This window comes from Devosia sp. J2-20 (assembly GCF_055808475.1).
The window spans coordinates 3118558-3131638 of sequence record NZ_CM147870.1; the positions used below are offsets into that span (position 1 = coordinate 3118558).

Sequence of the window (13081 nt, forward strand, 5' to 3'; positions counted from 1 at the left end):
GCCTCAACAACGATTAAAATCGGTTCCCAGATAAGACTAGAGCGATGATGTTTGGGTATAGCGAATTAATTCGACAATTCAGCAGGTTAGCTGCTGATGTCTGAGCGCCCTATAACTGGGAAGCCCCTTCCCACTTCGGCGGTTGAGTTCTCCGAGGAAGTGGGAGCTCGAATAAAATCGATCATCGAATCGGTCGGCGGGCTGGTCCGCGCTGGGGCCATTGCCGGCGTGACTGACGAGACAGTGGCCAAATGGCGAGACGGCAAGGTCAAGCCGCCGGTCTTTGGTCTGGCCACACTTGCTGTAGCTGCGGGGAAATCGGTGGACTGGGTGTTGTTCGGAGCTCCTGCACATGATGCAAGAGTGCCCGCAGCCGCAGGCTTTGATGAAGGTGACGAAGTGACGGACTTCACCCTGGTGCCGCGCGTTGGCGTATCTGCTTCAGCCGGGCACGGGCTGGTCGCCCTGGCTGAAGAGATCACCGAGCGTCTGGCATTTAAAACCGACTGGCTAAGGGACATGGGCCTATCGCCCAAGTATTGCGGGCTTCTCACCTGCAGTGGGGACAGCCAGGATCCAGTCATCAAGGACGGCGCGCTTATGCTCGTCGACCTTCGTCCCGATCAGCAGGTGCGATCAGGGAACTTCTATATTGTCGTGCTGGATGGGGATGTTCTGGTGAAGCTAGTGAACCGGCGAGTAGACGGCACGGTTGAGTTGATTTCGCACAACCCGGCCTACCCAAAAGAGGTCATTGATAGTCAGCAGCTCGATAAACTGACCATACCCGGACGTGTCGTTTGGGCAGGGCAGAAGCTGTAGCGACGAAAATCTGACTTTCAGCAGTGGCGCCAATCGATGGGTTCTAACCAGATGCTGGCTAGTTAAGTTAGGACCGATCCAGGTCGACCAAATTGGTTGCTCCAAAAAGTCCACCTTCAACCGCCACTGCATGCCCGAACTGAACTTGCGTTGCACCGGCCTTCCACATCGCAGCTGCCGAAGCTCTGACATCCGGCGGCGCGTTCAAAATCTCCATAAGTGCTCGAGCTTTTCGGGTGATGGAGTATGCGGGGAAACCGACTTTCCCAGTTCTTTCGAAACGGCCTATTAGTACGATACCACGCTGATTAAAGCCGATGATTCCGTCAGGCGATATTGGCTTCTCCATCTGAAGGTTGCCACTTCCCAGAGTTACAATGCCGGCATCCTCCAACTCAAGCAGTTCACTATAGTTAAGCTTTTCGTCCGCTGCGATTTTAAACACTGTCTTCCCATCCCAAACCAGAGGTGCGAGCGCCTCCATCATCTGGGCTATTGGCCGATCCAAAACTGCGACTAACTGCATAGTAGAAAGCGAGAATGTTCCCGGCTTCCGAACCTCACCCGCGAGTATCTGGGCAAAAAGGTTACGGAGGTCATCAGAACTTGCTTTCGCTGCCTGGTCTTCGAATACGTTGAGCCAGTCGTCCGAGGGCCCTGCGCTTTCCGAAGGAGCAGGATCCTCTGCCAACTGCTCAATTGTCTTCTTAGCTACAGCCTCCCGATTTTCCTGCTCGCGATACGCGCGTCCTAGCATTGAGTTCATGCCACGATCTAATATCGACGGGTCGGCTGCAGCTATTTCCGCTGATTTTTGAGCAACGGCCCGCATGATAACCGTTCGGCCCTCTTTCCTGTCTTTGCTTGCCTGAGATACTTCCTCAAGCCAACTTGCGGGAATTTCGACGGCTGCACCAACCAGTCGACTGATCGCATGACCAGCGGGACCCAACAGCAATTGAGGCAAGCCGGCCTCCAGAGCCTTCAAGACTGGATTGTCGCCGTCGCCGTTCGTACTAGGCATATTTCCCCTCCAATTTATTGCATTAGAGCAGGATTCGGAGAATTTGCGCAGCGCCATATTTCTATTTGGTGACAGCGCCTCCTGTCGAATGAATGCATTCTTTGAGCGGATGCCGGCTTGATAGAAAGCAATCTAAACTAAATAGACTGCTTCCGAGTTAGTGGACACCAAACTGATTTAGCCTAGCCGAGCGTCCAACAAACGGCAACATCTCAGGCAGCTCCTCCATGCCGTTGTTTAGAGCTTGAGACCAGCGTCAATAGCTATCAAGCGGACACCCTAAATAACTAGCTGATTCAATAGATATTATTCTTTTTATTATGATCTCTACTTATTTAGGGCGCCTGCAGCGTCTTTTTTATTTCATCAGAACAAGTATCGGCGCCGCTGCCAGACATGCCACCGCGAGCGCTGCAAGTATTATTCCTCCGCCTTTTTCCTGGGATTTTGTTTCCGAAATGTCGTGCGCATCAAGCAAATTAGATACTCCTTCAAAATCCCGCTCGCCAAATTTCTGCAGCAATTCACCAAGCAACCCGTCATTCTCGGAGAATGCCTTGTGAATTAGATTAATATCTTTGTCGATTACTGGCGCTAAATCCATCTGACTTTTTTCAGGAAGCTCTAGAACAACCTCGTGAGCTGATTTTGCATCTCCCGCGCCAATGTTGCTCGGAATACCTTCTATTCTAAATATAGCTCGCATAGTAATTCCTTTCGTTAACAGAGAAATTTTGCAAATGGGCGTCTTTTTGCTACTCCATGAGGCCACAATTATGTAATATTTTCCAGAACGAATTTAGTGCTGTTCCGTCGTCGTTGTGGGAAGGCATTATATAACGTCTTGTTTCACCTCGGAGCCGCCGTTGCTGTGTGAATAATTAGAGAAGCGGGGGCTGTCTTTTCGAACAGTATACGCTGTTAAGACCACCCTCTGACGTGACAGCGTAGCGGTGATCGAGGTGGCGAGATGATGGACGATTGTCTGCCATGTTTGCGAAGGATGTTTTCTGGAAATCCGCAGGCTCCAGATCTTTCGGCCACTTTGTGTATGCACCAAGTGTTCTGTCACCGAAGTCCCAACTCAAACCTAGTTGCCATTCGAAGTTGCGCTAACGTGCATAACTGTTGCGTGGGCAAAGGCCGGTTGTTTGGGCCTGAAACCATTAATTAGCGGCTGTTTCCACCTATTCCCAGAAGTGCCATCCGATCTTGCGCGTTACAGCAGCCGCGCCAGCCGCATGCCCAGATCGGCATCTTCAGTGACATTAAAGGCATCCCAGCCGCCGATCTGGCGCAGCGTGGCGACACGGAAATGGTTGGAGGTACCCCCCAGCGGGATGGGCAGGCGCCAGCGCGCCAGAGCGGGCAGCAGCACCGAGAACAGCGCGGCATATTCGGCGGCAAACAGGGCGGCCAGCCAGCCGCGATGGCCATTATCGATCAGCAGCCGCGCCTGCTGACAGGCAAGATCAGGTTCGTCACGAAAGCGCAGCGCCGCCTTCCAGAGCTGGTCAGGATCGGGAATATCTTCGGCATCATAGACCACGACATGTTCACCCTTGCAGAGCGGCAGCGCATAATCGAGTGCCTTGGGCTTGGTGCGGGGCGCGGCATCGGGCACGGTGACCAGCGATACGCGCGGATCGCCAAGCCGTGCCTGCACCACCGCAATGGTGGCGTGAGAGCTGGCTTCGACAACGAATTTGATGTCGAGCCGACTGGCCGGATAATCCAGCGCCCACATGGCGGCAAACAGTTGGGGCACCATGGCGGCCTCATTGTGCAGCGGGATCAATATTGAATAGATCGGCAGTTCCTCGTCGGGCGGCCGTTGCGGCGGCGGCAGCGGACGCTGTGGCGTGCTCAGCGCAGCCAATCGAATGGCTGCGGGCGCCACCAACAGGGCCAGCGCAACCGGCAAGAGCCATGTTTCGGCAATAAAGGGCGCCGACAGGGCCATGGTCAGCAGCAGCAACAGGCCCAGGGCAAAACTCCAGCGCGCGGGGCCGGTGAGTTCGATCTGAGCCACCGCATAAGGCCAGCGCTGCGACAGACCCTGTCGGGCGGCCACGATCAGATCGGGCGCGGCGAGATTGGTCAGATAATCGCGCAGTGCGGCGGGCGGTAGCACGCAGATGGACTGGCGCAGAAGCGGGCGTTCCCTGAGGCGGCGCTTGAGCCTGAGAAAGCCCAGGAAGTCGGGGGCGGTGAAATCCACCGCGCGGTCCAGCACCTGCATTCGGAACAGGCGCACCCCGGCCAGATTTTCCAGTCGCATCGGCGCGATCTCGCCGACCAGGCCCTGCGGCACCTTCTCGAAGAAGGCCAGCCCGGCCCAGTCCGCCGCGCGCTGGGTGGCCAGGGCCTCGCTGATCCCGAAAACGATGGCGCAATGGATCAGCGGATCGGTTTCGCTTTGCAGTGCATCTTCCAGCAGCGTACGCGCCTGCGCGTCATCCACGCAAGCCGTGCCCAGCACAGCCCTGATCAGGTCCAGCGCGTCCGACACGGTGTGCCGACCGCCCGCTCAGCGCGGCGGCCTAGGTCTTCGCTGATGCCCGATGCGCCAGGCGCACCGGTAATGGTGTGGTCTGACGACGAGATATACCTGCATCGCTCTCCCCCGAAAGCTGCGTGGATATTCAGTCTGGATCAGGCACGGTTCTGGCCGGTTTGCCCGGCTCGTCTTTAGATGGCGATCAGCTTGTGGCGGATCGCTTCAACGACTGTGTGCACGCGGTTGCTGGTGCCCAGGCGGCGCTGCGCATTTTCGCAATGCTGGGCGACAGTGCGCTCGGTCAGCCCGGTAATGATGGCAATCTCGGCGGCCGTCTTGCCGGTCGCGGCCCATTTGAGCACTTCGGCTTCGCGCGCGGTAATGCTGCGGGTCTGTGGCAATTGATCGGTGAGGTAGCGCAACTGGCCGTGGGCATAGAGCGCCAGCATGTGCAGTTCGAGCCGGCTCTTTTCATCCACGGTCTGCGCACGCCCGCTCAGCGACACGCCACCGCGGGGGCCACCCTCGATATGCACGGGCACGCAGATACCATCTTCAAGCCCATATGCGGCGGCCTCGCGGGCCAGCACGGCAATCTGGGGCGCCAGTTCGGGATCAACCGGCGCTTCTGACCAGGCAAAGGGCAACGTGGTGTTCAGACAGTGGCGCACCACCGGGTCGATCTGGGCATAGCCCTGGCTCATATAGCGCTCAAACCATTCCTCGGGCCAGCCCGAGAGCAATACTGCAGAGCGCACATCCTCGCCTTCGACGGGCAGGCCGGCGATCATGAAGCGATCAAAGCCATAGCCACCAAATGCGTCGCGCAAGACTGCGCCAATGCTTACTCTGTCTGTCTGTTTCTGGATTGCAGCGATCGCCGACATCAGATCGGCGTTCACTTGAGATGCCCCCCGCCCGGACACATATAAAAATCAAATACTGATCAAAATTTAGCCAACTTGCAAGGCGGGTCTGGCTTTAATACACGAGCGACGACAGTTATTTGCAGTCATCGCTCGTGTTTGACAGTCAGTCTTTGACGTCGAATTGATGCGGATTGAAGTGGTAGGCGGTCGAGCAGAATTCGCATACCACTTCGATTTCGCCATCGACGGCCATTTCTTCGCGATCCTCGGCGGTGAAGCTGGTGCTCAACATGTCTTCGATGCGATCGGCCGAACAGGTGCAGCGCTCCACGACGGGCATGGGCGGGAACACGCGCACACCGGTTTCGTGATAGAGCCGGAACAACAACCGCTCCGAGCTGAGTTCGGGGTCGGCCAGTTCGAGATCATCGAGCGTGGCCATCAGGGCCTTGGCTTCGTTCCAGCCGTCATCTTCCTCGAAATGCGGATCAGCGGTTTCGGGATTGCTGAAATCGCCATCGCCGGGCAGGTCCGGAATATGGGACATGCCATGCTCGGGCAAATGCTGGACCAGCATGCCGCCGGCGCGCCAGTGTGGACGATGATCGCCCTTCTGGGTGAATTCGGCCACGGCCAGCCGCACCTGGGTGGGGATCTGCTCGGACTGCATGAAATAGGTGTGCGCGACGTCCTCGAGCGAATTGCCCTCCAGCGCCACGATGCCCTGATAGCGCTCCATGTGTTCGCCCTGATCAATGGTCATGGCCAGATGGCCCTTGCCCAGCAATTCGGCGGGCCTGGTGCGGCCTTCTTCGGCAGCCTTGACCAGCATGTCGTGATCAAAGCGGGCATAGCCGCGCAGCCCGTCAGGCGCGTCAAAATCCACCACGATCAGGTTCACCGGACCATCGGTCTGGGTCTGCATGATGAACTTGCCGGCAAATTTGAGCGAGGAACCGATCAACGCGGCCAGCACCACGGCTTCACCCAAAAGGCGGGCAACCGGGGCGGGATAGTTGTGGCGCGACAAGATGGTGTCCAGCGCATCGCCCAGTCGCACGGTGCGGCCACGGGTATCGAGCTTGTCCAGGGTGAAGGGCACCACGGTATCGTCGCCGCTCTCTGGTCGATCCAGCCCCAGTGAGGTCATCATGTTGTCGGTCATGGTCGTCTTATCCGTCATTTTGGGTCACTGGCTCTCAGTGGGCCGATCCTTCGGGCACCGCGAGAAAACCACAACGCCACTCCTGCTGCTGGCAGAAGTGACGCCGTAACTTTACCACAGGCGACGAACGGTCGTGTCGTCTAGTTGACGTCGACCCCGAAGGCCCAGCACAGAATGGCTTTTTGGGCATGAAGGCGGTTTTCGGCCTCGTCAAACACCACCGACTGGGGACCATCGATCACTTCGTCGGTCACCTCGTCGCCGCGATGGGCGGGCAGGCAGTGCATGAACAGGGCGTCCTTGTTCGCCAAGCTCATCAAGCTGGTGTTGACCTGGTAGGGTTTCAAGACCCGCCGCCGCTCGGCAGCGTCCGTGTCACCCATCGACACCCAGGTGTCGGTCAGCACCAGATCGGCCTTTTCGACCGCTTCACGCGGATCTTCGATCAGCTTGACCCATTTGCCGGCCTTTTCGATATCGAGCATCAGGTCCTTTTCGGGGTGATACTCATCGGGCACGGCAATGGTCAGCTCGCACTCGAACAGTTCGGCCGCATTGACCCAGGAGTGCAGCACATTGTTGCTGTCGCCCACCCAGGCGACCTTGGCGCCCTTGATCTTGCCGCGGTGTTCTTCAAAGGTCAGCAGATCGGCCATTACCTGACACGGATGCGCCCGACGGGTCAGGCCATTGATCACCGGGACGCTGGATCCCTCGGACAGCTCGACCAAATCGGCGTGGCTGAGAATACGGATCATGATGGCATCGACATAGCGGCTCATCACCCGACCGGTATCGGTCAGGGTTTCCTCGCGGGAGAGCTGCATGTCATTGCCCGATAGCATGATGGTCTGCCCGCCCAGCTGGCGCATGCCGACATCGAACGAGACGCGGGTGCGGGTCGACTGACGCTCAAAGACCATGGCGAGGACCTTGTCCTCGAGCAGCTTGGGCCGGTCGCCATCCTTCAGACGGGTCTTGAGCGAGGTGGCAGCATTGAGCATGCCGCGCAGTTCGGCGTAGTCGAAATCATCGATATTGAGAAAATGCCGTGGAGTGCCGGTCGAGTTCATGGGCCGGTTTCTTTCTTGTCGCTATGATTTTGTAATGTGCAGGCGGTCGTTACCTGCCCTGTGGCGGCGAGAACAAGCTGCATCGTCGGCGGCTGACGTGCCAGATCTTCATGATGACTAGACGCCGGCCGGAACAGCAGCGGCCTCAGCCTCGATGGCTTCAAAGGCCGCGGCCAGCTTGCCGACCGCTTCTTCGATGTCAGCTTCGGTGACAATCAGCGGCGGGATCAGCCGCAGCACATTGTCGCCGGCGCCAATCGCCAGCATCTGATGGTCATCGCGCAGTCGGGCCACGAAGTCGCGCACGGGCGGGGAAATCTTGATACCGGCCAGCAGACCCTTGCCGCGCAGTTCAAGCACATAGTCGGGGTATTTCTGCGCCAGCTGCTGCAGATGCCAGGCCAGCTTCTGGCCCATCTGGTTGACGTGATCGATAAAGCCGGGCGCCAGAATGCGGTCGAGCACGGCATTGCCCACCGCGGTCGCCAGCGGATTGCCGCCATAGGTGGAGCCATGGGTGCCGGGCACCATAGAGGCAGCCACATCGCCCTTGGCCAGGCAGGCGCCCAGCGGGAAGCCGCCGCCAATGGCCTTGGCCACAGCAACGATGTCCGGCGTGATGCCGCTCCACTCGAAGGCAAAGAAGCGACCGGTCCGACCATAGCCGCACTGGACTTCATCGAGAACCAGCAGCAGATCGTGCTCATCACACAATGCGCGCAGGCCCTGCATGTATTCGGGGGTCATGGCGGTCACCCCGCCCTCGCCCTGCACGGTCTCGATCAGGATGGCGCAGGTCTGCGGTCCGATCAGCGCCTTGACGGCGTCAAGGTCGCCCGGCGCTGTGTGCTTGAAGCCAGGCATGGCCGGGCCGAAGCCTTCGAGGTAGCTCGGATTGCCGCCCGCTGCGATGGTGCCCAGCGTGCGGCCATGGAAAGAGCCGGTAAAGGCGATGATTTCGTAGCGCTCGGTTTCGCCCTTGGCCCAGTAATAGTGCCGCGCGGTCTTGATGGCACATTCGAGCGCCTCAGCGCCCGAATTGGTGAAGAACACCGAGTCCGCAAAAGTGGCATCGACCAGACGCTGGCCCAGCCGTTCCTGCTCGGGAATGGAGAACACATTGGAAGTGTGCCACACCTTGTCGGCGGCGCTTTTGAGCGCGGTCACCAGATGGGGATCACCATGGCCCAGCGCGTTGACCGCGATACCGGAATGGAAATCGAGATAGTCGCGACCCTGCTGATCGAAAAGGCGCATGCCTTCGCCCCGCTCAAAGGCGAGTTCGGAGCGGGCATATGTGCCAAAGAGCGCAGACATGGGTCGTATTCCTTTTGAAAGCTCAGGGTTTTTCACGAGGCGAGAAGGGGTGCGTGACAATAGCGCCACAAAAACCAAAAACGCGCCTGTCTCGCAGCGCGTTTCGGTGCCAGATTTAGGCTAATTTTCCCAGATAAGTCAATGATCGCAGGGCAAGCCCATGAATTGACTCATTCTTCGTTAGCATAATTTTAACCAGTGAATTTACGGGGAAACTTTCGCCCGACTCTTGATCCCGATTCCTCGCATGGCGTAAACTCAGCGTCATTGGGAGCACGATATCTCGTGTGGCGGACCCACTCAACATACGACGCCTAGCGTTTGATGGTTGCCAAGGCTATTTGGCGGCACAATGAAGGATTCTGTTTTGACGATGGTTTCAGGAGCACAACCGGCAGGCTGGACGGACGAACGCGTCGAGACCTTGAAGAAGCTCTGGATGGAAGGCCTCAGCGCCAGCCAGATTGCTGGACAGTTGGGCGAAGGGGTGACCCGCAATGCCGTGATCGGCAAGGTGCATCGCCTCAAGCTTTCGGCACGGGCCAAGCCAACCAATTCGACACCCCGTGCGCGTCCGGCTGCCCGGCCAGCACCGCGCCGCGTTGCCAGCCCCTCGGCGGGGATGAGCTCGCATATGGGCAGTGCTGCGGCCAAGCCGCGTCCAGCCATGTCGCGTCCACAATCGGTTGGCGCAACGGCCCTGGCGCATGACCCGCAGATGGATCAGCAGCTTTATGTGGCGCCGGCCGTACAGGAGCTGTTCATCCCCGAAGACAAGCGTCTGAGCCTGCTGCAGCTGAGCGAAGATACCTGCAAGTGGCCCATCGGGGATCCACTGGGCAAGGATTTCTATTTCTGCGGTCAGCACAGCCTGGAAAGCGGTCCCTATTGCGAGTTCCACTCCAAGCGGGCCTACCATCAGGTCGATAAAAAGCGCCGCTAGGCGACTCGACACGGATTGAGAATGAGGCGCCTTCGGGCGCCTTTTTCGTTTTATGGTGCATCGTGCGTTCGGCATCTGGCGAGCCGTGTTGTCTGACGCTGCACAATTGTCTGGACCAACCCTCGGACCACGTCCGACGGCACCGTTGGTTTAGTCTTTCAGGCGATCATCTGAGCTGCCTCTTTACCGCCACCAGCAGTCTGAGGCGATCCTTGCCTCAGGGCAGCAGCACGTCCACGCGCATGCCCTCACCGGGCTTGCTCTTGATCGAGAGCTGGCCGCGATGGCGGTTGACGATATGCTTGACGATGGCCAGCCCCAGGCCCGTGCCCTTCTTCTTGCGGCTGGCATCGGCGTCGATGCGGTAGAAGCGCTCGGTCAGGCGCGGCACATGCTCGGGCTCAACGCCCTGGCCATGATCGATGACGGTGACCATGTGCTGGAAGCCGACACGCCCTGCAGGCGCCAGACTGACTTCGACGAACTTGCCGCCCGCACCATATTTGATGGCGTTGTCGAGCAGGTTCTCGAACACTTCATAGAGCTGGCCGCGATCACCCATGGTGGTGGCAGGCCCGGCACCAAGGCTGAAGCGTATTTCGATATCGGCGGCCTTGGCCTGGGTCATCAGCCCTTCGCGCACTTCGCGCAGCAAGGCGGCCAGATCAATACTGCCGGTGGGCCGCACATGCTGGTGCATTTCAATGCGCGACAGGCTGAGCAGATCGTCGATCAGCTTGCTCATGCGTTCGGCCTGCCCGCGCATGATGCCCAGGAATTTCTCGCGCGCCGCGGTATCCTTGGCCGCCGGGCCCAGCAGGGTGTCGATAAAGCCGAGCAGCGACGCCAGGGTGTGCGCAGCTCGTGACTGGCATTGGCGATGAAGTCCGAGCGCAGGGCCTCGGCGCGCTTGATTTCGGTCAGGCTCTGGAAGGTGACTATGAGCTGGCGGTTCTCGTCGTCAAACCAGTCCAGCTCCGGCCGGGTCAGCGGCGCGACCACCACCTTGTCCCAGGTCTCGGAGGGCAGGGTTTCATGCAGCTCGATACTGCGCGTGGCGCCGGTGCGAATGGCCGCATCGATGGCCTGCACCAGTTCGGGATTGCGCAGCGAAAAAGTCAGCGGATTGCCATTGGTCACGCTGGGAAACTGGCGCTTGGCGGCCGGGTTGGTGTGCAGCACCACCGCACGACGGTCCAGCACCATGCAGGGGTCGATCAGCGCATCGGCAAATACCGAGGCGGTGCTGCCGGGAACCACAACAGGCTGAACGGTGCTGACGGTCTGTACTGGAAGCGGTGCATCGGCCCTGGGGGGCAGCAGCAGCACGGCTGCGCTCACAGCGACAAAGCCGACCAGCCCGCCTACCAGGCCGAGACCGCCAAAGATCGTCAGCGTGACAAACACGCCGGCAATCGCGGCCAGCGGCCCCGCCTGTTCGAACAGGCGCGCCAGGGCCGTCTCAAAGCGGGAAGCGGGTTGGTGGATGTGGATTTGGTCCATTTGTTTCTGTGAATCAGACAGTTGCCATGCCCCTTGCATAAGGGGGCTCTGTGTAGCACGGTGACCATGACAATGGAGCGACACGAGTGACTGATCCAATCGACGGCTTTGATATTGAAGACCCAGATCTGCCCAAGGCCATCAAAAAGAACGCGATGACCTCAGGCGGCTATCCTTACGAGGATAAGCTGGATCGCGATATCTATGAAGCCCAGATGTACGATCTGCAAAAGCAATTGGTGACATTGCAGGCGCACCTGCTGGCGACCGGCGAGCGGATCATGATCGTGTTCGAGGGACGCGATGCCGCCGGCAAGGGCGGCACCATCAAGCGCTATATGGAAAATCTCAATCCGCGCTACAACATCATCGCGGCGCTGCCCAAGCCCAATGATCGCGAGCGCACGCAGTGGTATTTCCAGCGCTATGTCGAATGGATGCCCGCCGCCACCGAGACGGTGCTGTTTGATCGCTCCTGGTACAACCGCGCCGGCGTTGAAAAGGTCATGGGCTTCTGCACCCCCGAGCAGACCGAACATTTCCTGGAAGAAGCGCCCCAATTCGAGCGGCGCATTACCAGGGATGGCATTCACCTGTTCAAGTTCTGGCTGTCGATTGGCCGCGAGATGCAGCTCAAGCGGTTCCATGATCGCCGCCACGATCCGCTCAAGGTGTGGAAGCTCTCCCCGATTGATCTGGAGGCTCTGAGCCGGTGGAACGATTATTCGGATGCGCGCGACGAGATGATCAAGCGCACCCATACCGAGCATGCGCCCTGGACGGTTATCCGCACCAATGACAAGCGCCGGGGCCGGATCACCCTGATCCAGAGCGTGCTTGATGAGCTCGACTATGCGGGCAAGGACAAAAAAGCCATTGGCGAAATTGACCACAATATCCGCTTCCGCGGCCCCGACTTCCTGAAAATGTCCAAGAGCGACTAGGCGCGCCAGACATCGCCTCGATCGCCACGTTGCAACGACCCCGCCCGGGAGCGTCGGCGTGGCCGTGGTGCGCCCAACAAACAGATTGACAGATTTCGCGCTTAGGCAAGTAGTGCGACGATCCAGAAGCATCACGTGAGAGGCCAAGTGAGCAGAACGGAGCAACATTCGGTGCTGGTGACCAATGCGCGGGGGCCATCACCTTTCGTGATCGTGTGCGATCATGCCAGCAATCGTATCCCCACCCGATATGGCGATCTGGGCCTGACCATGACCGAACGGGTGAGCCATATTGCCTGGGACCCTGGCGCCCTGGCGGTCAGCCGGAAACTGGCCGATCTGCTCGATGCGCCGCTGGTGCAATCGACCGTGTCGCGCCTGATCATCGACTGCAATCGCGACCTGGATGCGCCCGACCTGATCTGGACGCTCTCGGAGGCGACGCGCATTGCGGCCAATGAGGGGATCAGCGCGGAAGAGCGGCAATACCGGATCGATCACTACCACCGGCCCTTCCATGCCTCGATGGAGACGCTGCTTGAAGCGCGCCGTCATGCGGGCCAGGAGACAATCCTGATCTGCATGCATTCCTTTACCCCGGTCTATAACGGGGTAGCGCGTCCCTGGCCGATCGGGGTGATCCATGGGATGGACACGCGCTATACCGCAGCAGTGCGCGATGCACTGGCAGCCGAACACCCCGCGCTCAATATTGGCTGGAACGAGCCCTATGCGGCGCTCAACGGGGTGACGCTGACGCTGGAGCGTCATGGCGACGGGCGCGGGCTGGACGCCACCATGATCGAAATCCGCAATGACGAAATTCTCGAACCGGTCGGGGTGGACCAATGGTCTGCCCGGCTGGCCCGTTGTCTGGAAGCCGCGCGGCTGGCGCGTGGCGGGGCAATGGCCGTCTAGGCT

Annotated in this window: 13 protein-coding genes; 4 read left to right on the top strand and 9 right to left on the bottom strand. The window is 59.2% G+C overall.

Annotation, left to right across the window (positions count from 1 at the left end):
• The first annotated feature begins 96 nt into the window (after positions 1 to 96).
• Complete coding sequence (locus AC0L37_RS15380; RefSeq protein ID WP_282222734.1) at positions 97 to 822, top strand: S24 family peptidase; 726 nt, start codon at positions 97 to 99, stop codon at positions 820 to 822.
• Between the two features lie 67 nt (positions 823 to 889).
• Here the strand turns inward: AC0L37_RS15380 and AC0L37_RS15385 are convergent, their stop codons facing one another.
• The 7 genes from AC0L37_RS15385 to AC0L37_RS15415 form a co-directional block, all read right to left on the bottom strand.
• Positions 890 to 1846 carry a DUF2806 domain-containing protein gene (locus AC0L37_RS15385; protein WP_282222733.1) on the bottom strand — a complete coding sequence of 319 codons (957 nt, stop codon included), beginning with the start codon at positions 1844 to 1846 and terminating at the stop codon, positions 890 to 892.
• Between the two features lie 358 nt (positions 1847 to 2204).
• Positions 2205 to 2552, bottom strand: a complete 348-nt coding sequence (locus AC0L37_RS15390) for a hypothetical protein (protein ID WP_282222732.1) — start codon at positions 2550 to 2552, stop codon at positions 2205 to 2207.
• Between the two features lie 513 nt (positions 2553 to 3065).
• Positions 3066 to 4358: a glycosyltransferase gene (locus tag AC0L37_RS15395; RefSeq protein WP_282222731.1), complete on the bottom strand. Its 1293-nt coding sequence runs from the start codon at positions 4356 to 4358 to the stop codon at positions 3066 to 3068.
• Between the two features lie 179 nt (positions 4359 to 4537).
• On the bottom strand, positions 4538 to 5248 hold the full coding sequence (locus AC0L37_RS15400; RefSeq protein WP_473313252.1) for a helix-turn-helix transcriptional regulator: 711 nt from the start codon (positions 5246 to 5248) through the stop codon (positions 4538 to 4540).
• A 130-nt stretch (positions 5249 to 5378) separates the two neighbouring features.
• Positions 5379 to 6398 carry an Hsp33 family molecular chaperone gene (locus AC0L37_RS15405; protein WP_282222730.1) on the bottom strand — a complete coding sequence of 340 codons (1020 nt, stop codon included), beginning with the start codon at positions 6396 to 6398 and terminating at the stop codon, positions 5379 to 5381.
• Between the two features lie 122 nt (positions 6399 to 6520).
• Positions 6521 to 7453, bottom strand: a complete 933-nt coding sequence (argF, locus tag AC0L37_RS15410) for an ornithine carbamoyltransferase (RefSeq protein ID WP_282222729.1) — start codon at positions 7451 to 7453, stop codon at positions 6521 to 6523.
• A gap of 117 nt (positions 7454 to 7570) precedes the next feature.
• Positions 7571 to 8770, bottom strand: a complete 1200-nt coding sequence (locus tag AC0L37_RS15415; protein WP_212659603.1) for an aspartate aminotransferase family protein — start codon at positions 8768 to 8770, stop codon at positions 7571 to 7573.
• Between the two features lie 352 nt (positions 8771 to 9122).
• On the opposite strand from AC0L37_RS15415, the gene AC0L37_RS15420 reads away from it, so the two are divergent.
• Positions 9123 to 9713, top strand: coding sequence for a GcrA family cell cycle regulator (locus AC0L37_RS15420; RefSeq protein WP_212659602.1), 591 nt, complete (start codon positions 9123 to 9125; stop codon positions 9711 to 9713).
• Positions 9714 to 9930: 217 nt separating this feature from the next.
• On the opposite strand, the gene AC0L37_RS15425 is transcribed toward AC0L37_RS15420, so the two are convergent.
• Positions 9931 to 10563 carry a sensor histidine kinase gene (locus AC0L37_RS15425; RefSeq protein WP_473315432.1) on the bottom strand — a complete coding sequence of 211 codons (633 nt, stop codon included), beginning with the start codon at positions 10561 to 10563 and terminating at the stop codon, positions 9931 to 9933.
• A complete protein-coding gene (locus tag AC0L37_RS15430; RefSeq protein ID WP_473313257.1) occupies positions 10455 to 11216 on the bottom strand; it encodes a hypothetical protein in 762 nt (253 codons plus the stop codon). Before AC0L37_RS15430 ends, AC0L37_RS15425 begins: the two co-directional genes overlap by 109 nt.
• A gap of 86 nt (positions 11217 to 11302) precedes the next feature.
• On the opposite strand from AC0L37_RS15430, the gene ppk2 reads away from it, so the two are divergent.
• Together ppk2 and AC0L37_RS15440 are read left to right on the top strand one after the other, a co-directional pair.
• The gene (ppk2, locus tag AC0L37_RS15435) at positions 11303 to 12160 is read left to right on the top strand and encodes a polyphosphate kinase 2 (protein WP_282222726.1); all 858 of its coding nucleotides are present in this window, start codon (positions 11303 to 11305) and stop codon (positions 12158 to 12160) included.
• Positions 12161 to 12307: 147 nt separating this feature from the next.
• The gene (locus AC0L37_RS15440) at positions 12308 to 13078 is read left to right on the top strand and encodes an N-formylglutamate amidohydrolase (RefSeq protein WP_282222725.1); all 771 of its coding nucleotides are present in this window, start codon (positions 12308 to 12310) and stop codon (positions 13076 to 13078) included.
• The last annotated feature ends 3 nt before the right edge of the window (positions 13079 to 13081 follow it).